We start from the raw sequence: 16,941 nt of genomic DNA, 5'->3' as shown, positions 1-16,941 counted from the left end.
GACGTACTCGGCGAGGTCGGTGAGGAACCGTATTCGACGCTCGTCACGCCGGGGGTGCAGCTCGGCTTCGCCAACCTGTACCTCGGGATCGCCGAGGGCGCCCTGTCGCGGGCGCGCGACCTCACCCTGCAGCGGCGCGGCGCATGGCTGCTCAGCTCAGCCCCGCACTATTCGCGAGACCCGTTCGTGCAGCGCACCTTCGGCGAACTCCTAGCTCGCACCGCCGCTGTCGAGGCACTGGCCGACCGGTGGAACGCCGAGTTCGACGCCGTGATCGCCCCGCGGCGCCGACGTGACCGCCGACGACCGCACCGAGGTCGAAATCGGTGTCGCCGCGCTGAAGATCGTGGCGACCGAGACCGCGCTCGAGGTGGCTCACCGGGTCTACGAGGTCACCGGCGCCAGTTCGACGCTGAGTTCGGTCGGGCTGGACCTGTACTGGCGCAACATCCGCACCCACTCGCTGCACGACCCCGTCGACTACAAGAAACTCGAAGTCGGGGCCCACTACCTGACCGGCGACGTGCAGCCGATCACGCTCTACACCTGAACGACTCAGATCTGCCCGTGCCGCGGCGGCACGGTGCCCGAGAGGGTGTAGCGGCCGATGTGCTGCAGCTTCCACCGCGTCGGATCGTGCAGCGTGTGCGTGCGGGCATCCCGCCAGAATCGCGACAGGTTGTCCGATGCGGATGCGCTTCTCGTGCCGCCCAGCTCGAACAGCCCGTTGGACGCCGCCAGCGCCGCGCGCACCGCGCCCACCTTGGCGGCCGCCACCGCCACCGATGCCTCGGCGGCGGACTCCTCCGTCAGATGCGCCGTGGCCTCGTCGATGCGGCGGGCCGCCTCGGACAGCAATGCCTGGGCCGAACGCACCGTGACGGCCAGCTCACCCGCTGCGTTGATCACCGTCGGGTCCTCGACCGCCGCGGGTACCCGCGCCTCGAAATGTGCTCGGGCGCGACCAGCCTGGTGCACGCCGGCCGCGAGCGCGCCGGTCGCGATGCCGACGTCGATGGCGCTGTGCCACAACTGCGCCCGAGCCCCGTACACCGTCGGCTTCGAGAAGATCGGACTGAACGGTACGACATGGGATGCCGGCACCACGACGTCGTCGAGCGTCACCGTCCCGGATGCCGTGGTGCGCTGACCCATACCGTCCCAGTCGTCGACGACCTCCAGTCCTTTCGCGTCGCGCGGTACGAATGCGACCGCCTTCGGCGTGGACGCCACCGGGACCTCGCCGGAGCCGTCGCTGCACGATGCGCGGACGACCACCCAGTCGGCGAACAGCGCTCCCGTGCTGTAGAACTTGCGGCCGGCCAGGACGTAGTCCCCGCCCACACGGGGTGTCAACGTCGTCGCATCCACGTCGATGGGATGCGGACCCCGCTCGCTCTGCGCGTTGGCCACCAGCGCGCCGGCGAGGACCTCACCGAAGAACAGCTCGTGCTGCTCGACGGTGCCCTGAAGTCGGAGCGCTTCCAGAAAGGTGAAGTGCGAGTGCGGGATCTGAGCCAGCGACGGGTCAGCGTGGGCGAGCGTGCGGAACACCTCGGCCACCACCGTGGCCGGGGCGGCGATGCCACCGCACCGCTCGGGCACCGTGATGGCCAGCAGGCCGGAATCTTTTAGTGCCTTGATCTCGGTGTGCGGCAGGAGGCGATGAGCGTCACGCTCGGCCGCACCGGCGGCGACATCCTCGGCAACCGATCGCGCAACGGGCAGGACGTCGTCGACGGAGGTGATCACCGGCTCGACCCCACGAACGGGATCGACGGCGCAGCAGTGCTTTTCGTCTCTGCTGTGAACAGGCCCCGGTCGCGCAGGATCGGCACGACACCCTCGCCGAACCAGTACAGCTCCTCGAGATGCGGGTAACCCGAGAAGATGAACTCGTCGATACCCACCTCCGCGTACTCGGCGATGCGATCGGCGACCTCTTGGTGACTGCCCACCAATGCGGTGCCCGCACCACCGCGCACCAGGCCGACGCCCGCCCACAGATTCGGCGCCACCTCCAGAGACCGCGCGTCGTGCCAACTTCCGTTGCTGCGATGCTGTTCGTGCAGCGCGAGCATCCGCTTCTGCCCCTCGGACTGACTGCGGTGCAGGCCATCCTGCGCCTTGCGGACCGTCTCTTCGTCGAGCGCGGCCACCAGACGGTCGGCCTGCTGCCACGCCTCGTCTGCGGTGTCTCGCGAGATGGTGTGCAGGCGGATACCGAAGCGCACCGGGCGGCCCTCGTCAGCGGCGAGCTTGCGAATCCAGCCGATCTTCTCGGCTACCGCGGCCGGCGGTTCGCCCCAGGTGAGGTAGACGTCGGCGTGCTTGGCGGCCACCGGGCCCGCCGCAGCGGAGCTGCCCCCGAAATACAACGGCGGCACCGGGTCCGGCAGCGTCGCCAACGCGGCGTCGTCGACGCGGATGTGTTCGCCCTCCAGCGTCACCCTCTCCCCGGTCCACAGGCGACGCACCACCTCCAAGAACTCGTCACAGCGCTGATAACGCCCGTCCTTGTCCAGGAAGTCGCCGAAGGACCGCTGCTCGTGAGCTTCTCCGCCGACGACGACGTTGAGCAGCAGACGCCCCGGGGCGTGGCGGGCGAACGTGGCCGCCATCTGCGCCGACAACGTCGGACTGACCAGCCCCGGCCGGAACGCGACCAGGAACGCCAGCGACGTCGTCTCCCGGGCCAACAGCGCCGCGGTGACGAACGCGTCCTCGCACCAGGCGCCGGTCGGGATCAATGCGCCTGTGAAGCCGAAAGACTCGGCGGCGCGCACGATCGAGGCGAGGTAGTCGATCGAGGCGTCACGGTCGCTGTGTGCGGCGCCGGCCGGCGTGCCGTGGCCGCCGCCGACGATCAGGCGGCTGTCGCCGTAGGTGGGCAGGAACCAGTGCAGACGAAGAGACATGATGTGAATCCTTTCAGCGGCCGCGCGCGGGTTGGGCCGCAACGGAAGCCGACGAGGAGGGAAGCGTGGACGGCCGGTCGACGATCGTGGAACGGGCGCCTCCCACACGGTAGGAGGCACCGCGGTGCTCGGCGGGCAGTCGATCACCGGCCCCGTTGAGTTTGTGGCGCAACGTTCCCGGCGTGTAGGCCGTCTGGTAGGCGCCCCGCGCGGTCAGCTCGGGCACGACGTGGTCGATGAACTGAGAGAACGATCCCGGCGTGACGGCGTAGGCCAGGTTGAACCCGTCGACGTCGGTCTCTTCCACCCACTCCTGCAGCGAGTCCGCCACGTGTGCGCCCGATCCCACGAACCGGGGGCCGATGCCGCCGATCTTTCCCCACTCGGCGATGTCGCGGACAGCCCACTCGCGACCGTCGGGATCGGCGGACTGAAACGCCTTGACCGCGGACAGGATCGCGTTCGAATCGACGTTGCCCACCGGCTCGTCGAGCCCGTAGCGGGCCAGATCCACACCCATCCACCCCGACATGAACACCAGTGCGCCTTCGGGATCGCCGTAGAAGAGGTACTCGGCGTGGCGGGCGTGCGCCTCCTCGTCCGTGTCGGCGGTGACGATCGTCGACAAATTGAAGATCTTCACCGCATACGGGTCACGACCGGCGATCTCGAGTTCGCGGCGGATGGTCGACACCGTCTCACGCAGAATCGCCTTGGTGGGTGCTGCGGTGAAGATCGCTTCGGCGTTCTCGGCGGCGAACCGCACTCCGCGCGGAGACGACCCGGCCTGATAGATGACCGGTGTGCGCTGCGGTGACGGTTCGCTCAGATGGATGCCGGGCACCCGGAAATGCGTTCCGTCATGGCCGATGTGGTGCACCTTCTCCGGATCGGTGAACACTCCGCGCGCGGCGTCGCGCACCACGGCGTCGTCCTCCCACGAGCCCTCCCACAGCTTGTAGAGCACTTCGAGGTATTCGTCGGCGTGGTCGTAGCGGGCGTCGTGTGCGGGTTGATCGGTCTGGCCCATGTTTCGGGCGGCTGCGGGCAGATAACCCGTCACCACGTTCCAGCCGACGCGGCCACCGGTGAGGTGGTCGAGGGTGGAGAGGCGGCGGGCGAACGGATACGGGTGCTCGAAGCCGGTGCCCGTGGTGACGCCGAATCCGAGGTGCTCGGTGACATAGGCCATTGCGGACACCAGCAGCAGCGGGTCGTTCACCGGAACCTGAGCGGCCTGGCGGATCGCGGCCTCGTCACTGGCGCCGTACACGTCGTAGGTGCCCAGCACGTCGGCGATGAACAGCCCGTCGAAGCGGCCACGCTCGAGCAGGCGGGCGAGCTCGGTCCAGTAGGTGAGGTCCTTGTACCGCCACGACTGGTCGTCCGGGTGTTTCCACAGGCCAGGGGACTGATGGGCGACACAGTTCATGTCGAAGGCGTTGAAGCGGATCACACGGGTCACCGCGAAAGGGTGCCGGGTTCGCGCGCGGGGAGCACCAGTTTGTCTCACCGCGATTCTGAGGGGGTTCGCCGCGGGGGTTCGGCGTGGGCTCAGATCATGTCGCGGCGGGTGAGCCAGCGCATGATCGGCCAGCCGATGAACACCGGCAGCCAGCACGTCAGGATGCGATAGAGCAGCACCGAGGGCACCGCGACCGCGGCCGGCACGCCGAAGGCGGCGAGGCCACCGATCAGGGCCGCCTCGACCGCGCCGACGCCACCGGGGGTGGGCGCCGCCGACGCCAGCGTGCCGCCGACCATCGTGACGATCGTGACGGTGACGAAGCTGGCGTCACCGCCGAACGCCTCGATACTCGCCCACAGCGCCAGCGCGGCCCCCAAAGTCGTTGCAGCACAACCCACGATGATGAGTGCGAGCCGTTTGGGTTCGCGTGCCAACTCGAGGAGATCGTCGACGACCTCCTTGAGCCGCGGCCGGACCGCGGTGGCCAGCCAGTGCCGGAGCTTCGGCACGAACAGGAACACGCCCACCACGCCGAGCGCCGCCCCCGCGATGAGATAGAGCACCGTGGCGCCCGGCACGAACCGGGACAGATTCGCCGACGCTCCCGCCGCCGCGCTGAACACGATCAGCAGAGACACATGGGTCAGCACCTGCACCGACTGCTGCAGCGCCACCGCCGTCGTCGCCCGCAGCGCGCCCAGACCGCCCTTCTGCAGGAACCGGGTGCTCAGCGCCAGCCCACCCACGCCGGCCGGAGTCGTCGTCGCCGCGAACGTGTTCGCGACTTGCATGACGGCGAGATTGCGGAAGCTGACCAGACCGTCTGCGCACGCCCACAGCGCCGCACCCGCCCCGAGGTACTTCAGTGCCGAGACCGCCAGCCCGACCACCGCCCACCACCAGTTGGCCGAACTGAGTTCGGCGAAGAACGCAGGCACCGAGCTGATGAACGGGTAGGCGACGTAGACCAGGGCGACCAGCAGCACGGTCTGGATCAGTTGGCTACGGGTGAACCGGGTGATCGTCGCCGTCGTGATCTGATCCGCTCCGGTCTGACGCTTCACCTCGTCGCGCGCAGTCGCCATCGCCTGCCCTGGATCGCGCACCGACTGCCGAACACGTTGATGCATGGCGGCTTTGGTGAGCCGGCGGGAAGCAGCCAGGACGGCGTCGTTGCCGAAGACGGTGATCGCCGCGGCCACCGCTTTGTCGGCGCCGTAGAGATCGGTGGTGGTGACCAGGAGTTGAGCGATGTCGTTGTGCAGGTGGGCTTCTGACGCGCCGTACTCGGCGAGGCTGAACCCGCCGAACAGGGGCGCGCCGTCGGCGACGGTGATCTCCTTGCTACGGAGGTCGCCATGCGAGATCTGCTGACTGTGCAGCACCGCCAACGCATCCCACAACCGGGCGACCGGCGTCCGGTCGGCGCAGTCGTCGAGCGGCGTGCCCTGCGCCGGCCGATGCGCATACAGCGTCCAACCCCGCTCGAGCGCCGACACCGCGATAGGCGCGGTGTTGGCGAGCCCCACATCGCCGACCGCGATGGCCATCAACGCCCGATGCTCGATGGCGCGGCGCATCGACGTTTGCAACGGCGCGGTCTCGCTGTCGCGCAGCCGCAGCTTGCGCCAGAACTGCCGCAGGAAGCCGCCGCCGCGCTGATGCGGTCCGTAGAGCTCGACGATCGCCATGCCTTCGACAGGGTCGGCGTGGTCGGTGCCACGGTCCTGCGTCGCATGCAGCAGCATCGGCCCGCGGCCGGCGGGCCGCACCACGCGCAGCGCGGAGACCCGGAAACCGCGCCGCGCCATCGCCCGTGCCGCTCCGTCGAGCGGAACCTCGAGCGCCGGTGTGCCGACCACCAGAACGACCAGAGCACCGACGAACCAGCCGACCGACAGACCGAGGAGCGACCGGGCCGGCACGACGGCACTGACCACGAGGTGGATCGGGACGAACGCCAGCAGCAGCGTCCACCACCAGCGTCGCCACCGGGCCGGCAACCACGGACCCGACACCGTCAGCACGGCGGCCAGCATCGCGATCCACCGTGGGTCGTCGAGGAACTGCGACGCCACGGTGTCGAGACGCTCAGTAAGGTCGAAATGCCAACGCGGCGCGGCGATGCCGTTGCCGGTGATCGACAGCGACAGGATCGCGATGATGCCGGCCGCGGCGTATGCGCCGAGCATCTTCCACTGACGCGCCAGGACGAGACCGATCAGGATCATGAACGGCAGTGCCACGATCGCGATGCCGTAGACCAGGTAGACGGTGTTGGACTGGGTGGGACTCAGGACGCCCACGATCTCGGAGATCGAGCGTTCCAGCGCTTCCCATTCGTAACGGGTGATCAGCGAACTGGTCACCACGATCACGAGGAAGAGACCGGCCGAGAGGAGCCGCAGAATGTCGTTGGTACGCCGGGTCAGTGGTTGGAGCAGATCTCCCGAGACGACGATGTCCCGCCCGTCAACGCGCATGGCCCACCGATCATAGCGGCTGGCCTCTCACCTGACGGTGACGTAGACGGTCTGGTTGGCGATCGAGCGGACGTTGTCGCCCTGCGACGTCGCGAACGGAACGCTGTGGCGGACGACGGGACCGTGGGTGATCGACACGATCGACGCTTCGTCGAGGGGCGCGTCCGACAGGCGGGTGACCACCACCCGGTTGCCCTGGTCCTCGAGTGCCGTGATCGCCGTGTCGGCGTGGCCTGCTCCGGTCGGTGCGGCGGTGGCAGGGGCGGCGAGGCTCACTGCTGCCGCGAGGGCGGCGGTGCCGGTGGCGAGAAGGAAACGTCGGTTCATACCCCGTACACGAGAAAGGGGCGCCTCCGGTTCGAGAGGCGCCCCTTCTTCGTCCGAACTACTTGACCGTGACGTAGACGGTCTGGCTGCGGACCGTGCGGTTGTTGTCGCCCTGCGACGTGGCGAACGGCACGCTCTGCGGGGTGGAGGGACCACGGGTGACGGACACGACCGACGCCTTGTCCAGCGGTGTGCTGGATTGGCGGGTCACGACGACGCGGAGTCCCTGAGCCTCCAACGAGCTGATGGTGTCGGCGGCGCTGCCACCGGTCGGAGCGGCCTGCGCGGGTGCGGCCAGTCCGACGATCCCGGCAGTGAGCGCGGCTGCGGCGGCTGTGGTGACGGTGAACTTCTTCATTTCCGGCCTTCTTCGTTGTGGTGATCTTGGTGATCTGCCCTGTCAAACTGCTGTGAGCCGGGGTTCATTTCACCTGGCAGAAATTGACCGGTCCGTGGCAGAAAGCGCGCTTTCGAGGGCCGCGAGCGTGCGCGGATGCACGGGTGTGGCGGCGCGTCGGCGTGCAGACACTCCCCCGCAAGCGGGAGGTGCCCCCAGCGCTCGCCGAACGTCAGGCGAGGCGGCGGGCCAGGCCCGAGGCGCGCGCAGCGCGTCGGCCGACCGCGGCACGCACCGACGCCTCGGTTCCCACCACCCGCACCCGCTTCTTGGCCCGCGTCACGGCGGTGTAGAACAGCTCGCGGGTCAGCAGCCGCGACTCCTGCGGCGGTAGCAGCACCGTGACCTCGTCGGCCTGACTGCCCTGGCTCTTGTGGATGGTCATCGCATGCATGGTGTCGACCTCGGCCAGCCGGCCGGCGGCGAACTCCTGCTCACCGATCACCACCCGCAGGCCCTCGCCGCGCATGATCGCGACACCGGTGTCGCCGTTGTAGAGCTTGCGGCCGTAGTCGTTGGCCGTCACCAACACCGGCCGCCCGGCATACCAATCCGCCCAGATCGGCTCACCGGTCGCGTCGGTCAGCCACCGCTCGACCTGACGGTTCCAGTGCGCGATGCCGAACGGTCCGCGACGGTGAGCGCACAGCAGGCGATGCTCGTCGAGCGTGTCGAGCGCAGCCCGCGCGTCACCCAGGATCGCCGCCTCGCGCAGCCGCAACGCCGGCGGGAGCAGGACCTCCCGCAGCCGCTCGCCGGGCGCCTCGTCGTCGATCCACTCCACGTGCTCACCGCCGGCGCGCAGCACCACAAGCACGCCGTCGGCGTCGCCGTCGCGGATCGCCGCCGCCAGTTCTCCGATGCGCGCACCGAAGCGGTGCGAGGTGTGCAGCGCCGCGATCCGTACGTCGGTGCGTGCACCGAGGCCGTCGACCAGGTCGGCGAGCACCGCGCCCGCCTCCACCGAGGCCAGCTGATCCGGGTCGCCCGCGAGTATCAGGCGGCTATCGGGACGCACCGCCTCCACCAGGCGCGCCATCAGCGTCAACGACACCATCGACGTCTCGTCGACGACGGTCACGTCGTGGGGCAGCCGGTTCTCCCGGTGATGCCGAAACCGTGAGGCGCTGTCAGGGCGCGGCCGCAGCAGTCGGTGCAGCGTCGAGGCCGTCAGCGCCGGCAGCCGGTCACGGTCGGATGCATCCAGTGCCGCGAGCTCCGAACGCACCGCCTCGAGCAGACGCGCCGCCGCCTTGCCCGTCGGCGCCGCGAGGGCGATACGCAGCTGCGGGCGCCCCTCGACTGCGGCCTGCTCGGCCAACAGTGCCAGCAACCGGGCCACCGTCGTCGTCTTGCCGGTTCCCGGCCCACCGGTCAGCACCGTGAGCGATTGCGCGAGAGCCACTTCCGCGGCCCGCCGCTGCTCCTCCCAGCCGGACGGAAACAGCCGCTCGAGTCCCGGTGCGGCGGCCGACTGCGGTGCGGCCAGCAGTGTAAGCACGTCATCGCGGACCTGTTGCTCCTCGCGCCAGTACCGATCGAGGTAGAGCAGGTCGGCTCGGGAATCGGACAGCACGCGCACCACCTGCTTGTCCACCAGCGGACTCGCCTGCACGGCCCGTAGCCATTCCGACGTCGTGGGCCAGGGGAGTTCGGGTCGGCCCGTCTGCTCTGCGACCGATCTCAGATCGACACACACCGACCCCGCCCGGACGGCCCGCACGGTGAACGCCACGGCCAGGCCGACCGCCGGATCCGACTCGCCGGTCAGCGCGGAGAGCCGTTGCGCCACATGGACATCGGCAGGTTCGAGCAGTTCGGCGAACGCGTCGAACGTGGGCGCGGTCACGGTGACTCCCCGCGCAGCCGGACCCGACGGGCCGTCGAACTCTCGTCGAGCTCCACCAGATCGTCGTGCGAGCGCAGGAACTCGCTGAACGACTTGTAGCCGAGCGACTTCTCGGAGAACGATGGGTCCATCCGCTTCATCTGGGCCTTGACCGCCGAGTTGTACAACCAGTCCACGTCGTCCTTCTCCAGCCCGATGCGCAACGCCCGGGTGAGCAACGCCGTCGCCGAGTCCAATGGATCGGGCTCGTCCTCGGTGTCGTCCGGGTCGGCATCCTGGGCGGTGTCCTGCGCCTTGGTGCGGCGGCCGCGCTTCTTCGGTGTCGCGCCGGCCTGCGACTCGTCGCGGGACTCGTCGGGTGTGAACACCGGAACTCCGGGCAATGCGTCGTAGGTGACGAACTCGTCGCACGCTGCGGCCAGCGAGCGGCTGGACGAGCCGGCGACCCCGATGCCGACGACGTAGCGGCCGAGCCGCTTGCAGCGTTGGGCCAGTGCGATGTAGTCGGAGTCGCCGCCGACGATCACGACGTGGGTCAGATCGGGCAGCCGGAACATGTCCTCGACCGCGTCGACGGCGAGCCGGATGTCGGCGCCGTTCTTGCCGTACGCCGCCGCGGGAAACAGCTGCACCAGATCGACGGCGCGACCAACCAATTGGCCGCGGTAGTTCGCGTTGACGTCGGCCGACCAGTCGGCGTAGGCGCGGGTGAGCACGAGCGTGCCGAACGACGACGCGAAGTCGACGATGGCGCCGACGTCCACGGTGGCGCGCGTCAGCTTCTCGGCGAACTCACCGGTGTCCCGCGCACGATCGCGCTGATACGAATTGCGGCCGTTGACCTGGTCGTAGCGGCTGATCACGATGTTGTCGAAGTCGAAATAGACCGCGACGCGGGAATCCTGGGAGTCCGTCATCGCACCAGTGTCCCCGCTCCGGCCAGCAGATCCGACACCGCCACGATCAGATCCGCGGGCGGCTGCCAGCTGAACACCCCGGCCGGATGTCCGTCCACCACTGGCGTGTCCGGTCCACACATTCCGCGCACGAACAGGTACAGCACCCCGCCGAGGTGGCGCTCCGGTGTGTAATCCGGCAGCCTCCATCGCAGGAACCTGTGCAGCACAACGCAGTACAGCAACGCCTGCAGTGGGTAGTCGGAATGCAGCATCGCCTCGACCAGCCGAGGTCGGCCGTAGTCGGCGGCGCTCAGCTCGCCTCCCGGTTCACCCAGCCAGTTCGTCTTGTAGTCCACCACCAGGTAGCGATCGCCGAGCCGCAGCACCGCATCCACCGACCCGGTGAGGTAGCCCTTGAGTGACTGGGCGCCCAGCGCACCGTCGGAGAGCCGACGGGCATACCCGGCCAGCGGATCGTCAGGCGCCAGGTGCGTGCGCAGCAGCGCGCCGACGTCGGCAAGTGTCAGGGCCGGCGCGGTCGCGCGGACATCGCCCCCGGCGAGGGGGAATTCGAAATCCATCTCGCGCAATCGATCCCGCAGACCAATCGTCCGCAGGGTGGCGCCACGGGCCAACGGCCCCAGCGGGGTGTCATGCATCGGGATCAGCGCCGCGGCGAGATCGGCAGGTGCCACGTCGACCGGCCACCACAGGGCGTGGCGGCGGATCTGGGTCTCGAGCTCGGCCGCCAAGTCGGCCGCGAACGGATCCGCCGACTCCAGCACCGCGTGCACCAGCGTGCCGAACGTGGCGCCGGTCGGCAGATCCGCCATCGGCGAGCGCATGTCCGCACGCGCGGTGAGGGGCTCGGACACCGGAATATCGGCCACCTCGTCGTCGAGCTCGATCACCTCCGGCTCGCTGGAGACCCCGGGCGCCTCCTCGGCTGCGCGGATCAGCCCCGAGTAGGACGTCCGGCGCCACGACGTGTCGATGCGTCGGTGAAAGTGCCGGACATCCAAACCGACCGGTGCAGGGAGGGTTTCGACGGGAACCGGTGCGGCGACGACGGAGTCCTCGAGAACCGGTCCGCCGGCGTCGGCCCAGGCGCGCAGCGCGGCCATGGCGTCGGGGTCGTCGATCCGGGGCGGGTCGCAGCGGTCGGGCACCACGGCATCGCCGGGCCTGCGCCCACGCAGCAGGCGCGACAGCCCGCCATTGGGTTCATCGGCCGACGGCGCCCACCACGCGACGACCTGGCACTGCGCGCGCGTCATCGCGACGTAGGTGAGCCGGACGTCGTCACCCGCCGCCTCCCGGCGGCCCTGACGTTGCACCGCGTCGTGGTCGGGACTGAGCTCGCCACCGATGTGCAGGCAGCGCGTGTCACCCTCGTGATAGAGCACCACGTCGCGGGTCTGGATGTTGCGATTGAACGCGAACGGCAGATACACGACGGGGAACTGCAGACCCTTGCTCACCCACACGGTCATGATCTGCACGGCGGCGGCGTCACTGTCCAGACGGCGGCTGCGTTCGACGGCGCCGCCGCGCTCGTCACGCTGTGCGCGCAGCCAATCCCGCAGCGCCGGAAGACTGTAGTGCTCCCTGTGTGCGGTCTCCTGCAGCAGCTGCGTCAGGTGGGCCAGATCCGTCATGTGCCGTTCACCGTCGACCCACGACAGCACCCGCGTGCCCATGCCGGCGCGCTGAGCCGCCTCGAACACCGCTGCCACGCCCCGCTCCCGCGCGTGATCGGCCCAGCCGCGCAGCGTCTCGGTGATCCTGTCGGTCAGTCGGTCACCCTCGGCGACAAGGCTTTCGGCGGTCTCCCCGAAGAACATCGTGGTGGCGGCTGCCCGCACCAGACCCGAGCGGTGGGGCTGATCGAACGCTTCCAGCAGACACAGCCAGTCGTCGGCCGCGGGTGAGGCGAACACGTCGGAGTCACCGGTGTAGACCGCGGGAATGTTCGCGGCGCCCAGCGCCTCGAAGCAGGCGCGGCCGTCGCGGTGGCTCTCGACGATCACCGCGATGTGCCCGGGTTGCAGGGGGTCTCCGGCATAGGTCGCGCCCGCGGCGAGCAGCGCTGCGATGTCGGCGGCCATGTCCTTGGGGATGTGCTCGCGCAGCCGGTCTATCGGGATCGTCTTGTCGGGCCGCACCCGCAGCTGATCGCGGGTGACGACCCGCAGCCGGAACGGCGCATCGTGGGGTGCTCCGGCGAGGCGACGCTCGGGGTACGCGGCGTCCACCGGCCGCACCACGATGCGTGGATCCCCGAGTTGGGCGTCGCGCATCACGGCCTGCAGGCTCGCCACCAGGGGGCCGTCGCTGCGAAAGTTGGTGTCCAGCGTGCGTTGTCGGCCCGCGCTGGACGCGGCGTGCAGATACGTGACGATGTCGCCACCGCGGAAGGCGTAGATCGCCTGCTTCGGATCGCCGATCAGGATCACCGTGGAGTGCCCGCTGAACGCCCGGTCGATGACCTGCCACTGCACGGGATCGGTGTCCTGGAACTCGTCGACCATGACGATCGACCAGCGCCGCCGCATCCGGGCGCGCGCGGGGGAGCCGTCGTCCTCCAGCGCGTCGGCGAGCCGCGACAGGAGGTCGTCGTAGTGCAGGATGCCCAGCCGGCGTTTGCGCGTCTCCAACTCCGCGCAGACCGCGGTCGCGAAGTCGACCCGCACCGCCGCGTCCGTGCCGGGCACCGGATCGACAGGGCGCAATTCGGTGTGCGCGCCCGCGACGACCTCGCGAGCCAGGCGTAGCGCAGCGTCGTAGGACAGCAGCGGTTCGTCGCGTTCCTGCCCGAAGTGCGCGAGGTACAGATCGTCGACGATGTCACCCACCACGTCCTCGAGGCTCTCCACCAGCTCAACCCCGGAATCGGTGTCGCCTGCCACCCCCAGGCTCTTCAACACCAGCTGGCAGAACTGGTGAGTGGTCGCGATCGTGGCGGCGTCGAAGCCCGCCAACGCATCCCGCAGGCGCTGCCGGCGCAGGTCGAGTTCTTCGGTCGGGCCCGACACCAGATGGGTCAGCAGCGCGTTGTCCGCGGCGCGGGCCGGGTCGCTCAACGCGAGCAGGGCGTCGAGGATCTGGGCTCGCACCCGCTCCCTCAGCTCCTGGCTGGCCGCGCGCCCGAACGTGATCAGCAGCATCTGATCAAGCGTCGCGACACCCTCGGCAACGTAACGGGTCACCAAACCGGCAAGAGTGAACGTCTTTCCGGTACCCGCGCTGGCTTCCAGCACCGTCGTGGTGCTCGGCTCGGGCAGCGGACCGAGCAGATCGAAAGACTCCATCTAGTCCGGCATCCTCTCCGCACGCAGCATCGGGGACCACAGCCGAGTCGCATACTGCGGGAGGCCGGCGGCCACGAGATCGACCAGCGGACGGCCCGCACCCCAGACCATCACGTGCGCAGGCTCGGCGTCCTCGCCGGGATACTTGCTCGACTTCCATTTCCACCCGGCCTCCCGCGACGGCGAGCCGCGATGGTGCTCGGTCTCGGCCCACGCGTAGGACGTCTTCGGCGGCAACGGAATCGGTCGACGCCGGCCGTCGTCGTACATCTCCACGAGGTCGGCCAACACGCCCACGGCGTCCTCTGGCGGCCCGAGCAGCCGTTGCCGTGGGGTGTCGCCGCGTTTGGCGCGGCCGATGCACACCGCAGACCACTCCCGGCCGGGGTGGCGAGCGGCCAACGCCACCAGCCGAATCCACGATTCCAGCAGGTGTCTGCCGTCGAGCTTGGAGTAGGTGACCCACACCAGACGCTCGCCGTAGACGCGCGGCACGGTGCCGGTGACACGGCGGCCGGCGCTGACCGCTGTGTCGATGGCGACGTCGACGTCGAACGCCCGCGGGGCCGACGTGCGGTGCTGCTGGGCGGCGGCGGCCAGTGCCGCGGCGCGCTGCGCGAGTTCCTGGGCTTGCCGCCAGCCGAGCCGGCCGGGCGGTAGGGAGCCACGGCGCCATTCGGCCTGCTGCGCCTGCGCCGGTGTCATCCCGCGCTGCATGTCCTCGAGCATGCGAGCCCCGATCTTCCACTCCGCGAGCGCATCGATCTCGACGGGCATCCCGTCCTCGACAGTGTCGACATCCCACGGCAGCGTGAAGTCCAGAGCCCGGAAGAAGCCCTTCACCGGATCCTTGAAGAAAGCGACCAGATCATCGAGCCCGACATCGTCGAGCGGTGGTGCGGGTAGCGGCGCGCCGACCAGCGGCGGCCTGACTGTCCGCTGTCCTGTCGTGGCCCGTGCCGCGGTCAGCGCCGAGGTGTCGAACGTGAACGGCTCTCCGGGCCGCGTACCCAGCGCGCCGGGAGTGACGTTGTCGATGTCGAACGGCTGCAAGGGATGTCGGATGTGGACCCGCTCGCGAACGGGATGGGGTGTGGTGACGTCGAGCGCGTCGAGGAGCTCGACGAGAGGAACCGCCGGCGGCTTGCGCTGGCCCGAGTACTCGTTGGCGCCGGTGTAGGTGATCACCAACCGCTCCGTGGCCGCGCCGATCGCGTCGAGCAGCAGCTGGCGATCCTCGGAGCGGCTGTCCCGTTCCCCGGTCGCCGGGTCGCGCGCCAGCACGTCGTCGCCGTCGGTCACGCCCTGTCGGGGGAAGACGCCGTCGTCGAGGCCGACCAGGCACACCACCCGGTGCGGCACCGAGCGCATCGGCACCATCGTGCACACGGTCAGCGTGCCGGTGCGGAAGTTGGCGCGGGTCGGCCGACCGGCGAGGTGACGGTCCAGCAGCGCACTGACATCAGCGAGGCGCAACAGTGTTCCGGCGTGCGTCCCGGCGTCGGCGAGGATGTCGGCGAACTCCCGGTCCACCTGCGCGCCCTGCCACGCATCGGCATCCGAGGCGGCGGTGAGCTGGTCGAGACCGCTGCGCAGCGCCGTCAGCCATTCACGTACTGTCTTTGTGCCGCTGAGACTTTCGACGGTACCGCGGAGCAGCTCGACGTAGCTGGCCAGCCGGCCCGCGAGCTCGACGCGGTTGCTGCCGACGTCGTCGAGGGGGAGCGTGGTGTCCAACCAGGCGTGCGAGTCCTCCGACATCGCGACGCCGACCAGCACCCGGTCGATACCGAACCGCCAGGTGTTCTGCACGAAGTCGACACCGTAGGGGTGGCGGTGCCGGCGGTCGAAGCCCCAGCGAATGTTGGCTTCCCGCACCCACTCTCCGATCGTGTCGAGATCGTCGTCGGTGAAGCCGAATCGACGGCGCACCGGCCCGGCCTCGGCGAGGTTGAGTACCTCGCTGGCGGTGGCCCGACCGCCGGCCAGGGCGAGCAACTGACTCGCAACCCCCAGCAGCGGGTTGGTCTGGGTCAGTGCGCGGTCGGCCAACTTGACGCGCAGCCGGTGGGCCGGGTGCGTGTCCGACACCACCTCACCGAGACCGAAACCCGCGACGATCAGGGGTGCGTAGGTTTCGATGTCGGGGCACATGACGAGGATGTCGCGCGGCTCCAGCGTGGGATCGTCGGCCAGTACGCCCAGCAGCACCTCCCGCAGCACGTCGATCTGGCGCGCCGGGCCGTGGCAGCTGTGCACCTGAACCGACCGATCGGCGTCATCGATCCAACGTCCCTGCGGCCGAACGCTGTTCGCGGCAATATCTGCCTGCAGCCACCCGAGCAGAGTCTGTGGGCGCTCAGCCGAACCGAGGAACTCGTCGACCGCGGGGTCGGCGGGCAGGGTGCGCTGCAATTCGCGGATGTCGCGGCCCAGTGTCGCGAGCAGCGGGTGTGCCACGGTGCGGTGCGACGTGTCGGTGCGCCGCGGCACCGGACCGTGACTGCCCTTCAGTGCCGTCCACAGTTCGTCGCTCGGATGGGGCAGCCACAGGTGCAGGTCGTGATGGGCGCTCAGGGCATACAGCAGTTCGACCTCGGTTCGCGGCAGGCGGGTGTGGCCGAACAGCGACAGCCGCTGCGGGAGGTCCGTCGCGCAATGACGAAGGCTCGCAATGGCTTCGGCATGCCGAACCGGTGGGGGATCGGCATCGACGCGGGAGAGGAGGGCGCGATAGAGCTCGGGCTGCCAGCTGAGGTCGGAGTCGAGGGCGTCGGTGCGGCCCTCGGCCCAGTCGATCAGCAGGTCCGGGCGCTGCCGTGCGTAGGAGGCGAACAGACCGGCGAGGCGGCGGGCGACGGCGTAGCGACGGCCCTGGCGCAGCTCCCGTTCCTCGCCCTGCTCGTGATGGCCGAGGTGGCTGGCCAGCGTGGCGCACCACGGTTGGTCCAGGGATTCGTCGATGACGGCGAGCAGCGGCCAGACCATGGCGTCGGGCGCCCACGGGTCGTCGTCGGTGGTGCCGGTCAGTTCGGCGACGAGCGAGCGCGGGTGGCGGAAGATGATTCCGGCGCACACGCCGTCCTGGCCGGTTCCGCGGCCGAGAATGTGGGAGAGCCGCTGGCTGAGCCAGCGTTCGGTACCGCGCGCCGACACCAGCACCAGGTCCTCGGCGAAGGGGTCGGGGGGCGGGGTCGCGAGCATCGCACCCAGGCCGTCGGCGAGCAGGTCGGTGCGATCAGCCCGATGGAGGTGTAGCGCCATCGCGACTCAGACTACGGGCGTGCAC

General features: G+C 69.6%; 11 protein-coding genes. 1 reads left to right on the top strand and 10 read right to left on the bottom strand.

All coding sequences use genetic code 11. The features are described from left to right. Window positions 1-292 precede the first annotated feature (292 nt). Complete coding sequence (locus PGN37_RS10790; RefSeq protein ID WP_335331025.1) at window positions 293-550, top strand: acyl-CoA dehydrogenase family protein; 258 nt, start codon at window positions 293-295, stop codon at window positions 548-550. A gap of 5 nt (window positions 551-555) precedes the next feature. Here the strand turns inward: PGN37_RS10790 and PGN37_RS10785 are convergent, their stop codons facing one another. The 10 genes from PGN37_RS10785 to recC all read right to left on the bottom strand — a co-directional run bounded on the left by PGN37_RS10785 (window position 556) and on the right by recC (window position 16,916). After that, window positions 556-1,752 carry an SfnB family sulfur acquisition oxidoreductase gene (locus PGN37_RS10785; RefSeq protein WP_335331024.1) on the bottom strand — a complete coding sequence of 399 codons (1,197 nt, stop codon included), beginning with the start codon at window positions 1,750-1,752 and terminating at the stop codon, window positions 556-558. Then, on the bottom strand, window positions 1,749-2,918 hold the full coding sequence (locus tag PGN37_RS10780; RefSeq protein WP_335331023.1) for an LLM class flavin-dependent oxidoreductase: 1,170 nt from the start codon (window positions 2,916-2,918) through the stop codon (window positions 1,749-1,751). Before PGN37_RS10780 ends, PGN37_RS10785 begins: the two co-directional genes overlap by 4 nt. Window positions 2,919-2,931: 13 nt before the next feature. Further along, a complete protein-coding gene (locus PGN37_RS10775; RefSeq protein ID WP_335331022.1) occupies window positions 2,932-4,383 on the bottom strand; it encodes an LLM class flavin-dependent oxidoreductase in 1,452 nt (483 codons plus the stop codon). An 89-nt stretch (window positions 4,384-4,472) separates the two neighbouring features. After that, window positions 4,473-6,869, bottom strand: a complete 2,397-nt coding sequence (locus tag PGN37_RS10770) for a lysylphosphatidylglycerol synthase transmembrane domain-containing protein (protein ID WP_335331021.1) — start codon at window positions 6,867-6,869, stop codon at window positions 4,473-4,475. A 27-nt stretch (window positions 6,870-6,896) separates the two neighbouring features. Beyond that, window positions 6,897-7,196: a hypothetical protein gene (locus PGN37_RS10765; RefSeq protein ID WP_335331020.1), complete on the bottom strand. Its 300-nt coding sequence runs from the start codon at window positions 7,194-7,196 to the stop codon at window positions 6,897-6,899. A 58-nt stretch (window positions 7,197-7,254) separates the two neighbouring features. Then, on the bottom strand, window positions 7,255-7,554 hold the full coding sequence (locus PGN37_RS10760; protein WP_335331019.1) for a hypothetical protein: 300 nt from the start codon (window positions 7,552-7,554) through the stop codon (window positions 7,255-7,257). 211 nt (window positions 7,555-7,765) lie between these two features. Next, window positions 7,766-9,442 carry an exodeoxyribonuclease V subunit alpha gene (gene recD / locus PGN37_RS10755; protein ID WP_335331018.1) on the bottom strand — a complete coding sequence of 559 codons (1,677 nt, stop codon included), beginning with the start codon at window positions 9,440-9,442 and terminating at the stop codon, window positions 7,766-7,768. Continuing rightward, window positions 9,439-10,359 carry an NYN domain-containing protein gene (locus PGN37_RS10750; protein ID WP_335331017.1) on the bottom strand — a complete coding sequence of 307 codons (921 nt, stop codon included), beginning with the start codon at window positions 10,357-10,359 and terminating at the stop codon, window positions 9,439-9,441. The genes recD and PGN37_RS10750 overlap by 4 nt, the downstream gene beginning before the upstream one ends. Further along, a complete protein-coding gene (gene recB / locus PGN37_RS10745) occupies window positions 10,356-13,652 on the bottom strand; it encodes an exodeoxyribonuclease V subunit beta (RefSeq protein ID WP_335331016.1) in 3,297 nt (1,098 codons plus the stop codon). Before recB ends, PGN37_RS10750 begins: the two co-directional genes overlap by 4 nt. Next, a complete protein-coding gene (gene recC / locus PGN37_RS10740) occupies window positions 13,653-16,916 on the bottom strand; it encodes an exodeoxyribonuclease V subunit gamma (protein WP_335331015.1) in 3,264 nt (1,087 codons plus the stop codon). Window positions 16,917-16,941: the final 25 nt, after the last annotated feature.

Source organism: Mycobacterium kyogaense (genome assembly GCF_036946525.1).
GTDB lineage: Bacteria > Actinomycetota > Actinomycetes > Mycobacteriales > Mycobacteriaceae > Mycobacterium > Mycobacterium kyogaense_A.
The sequence above is the reverse complement of the archived record's forward strand: the minus strand, read 5'-3'. Positions and strand labels throughout refer to the sequence as shown.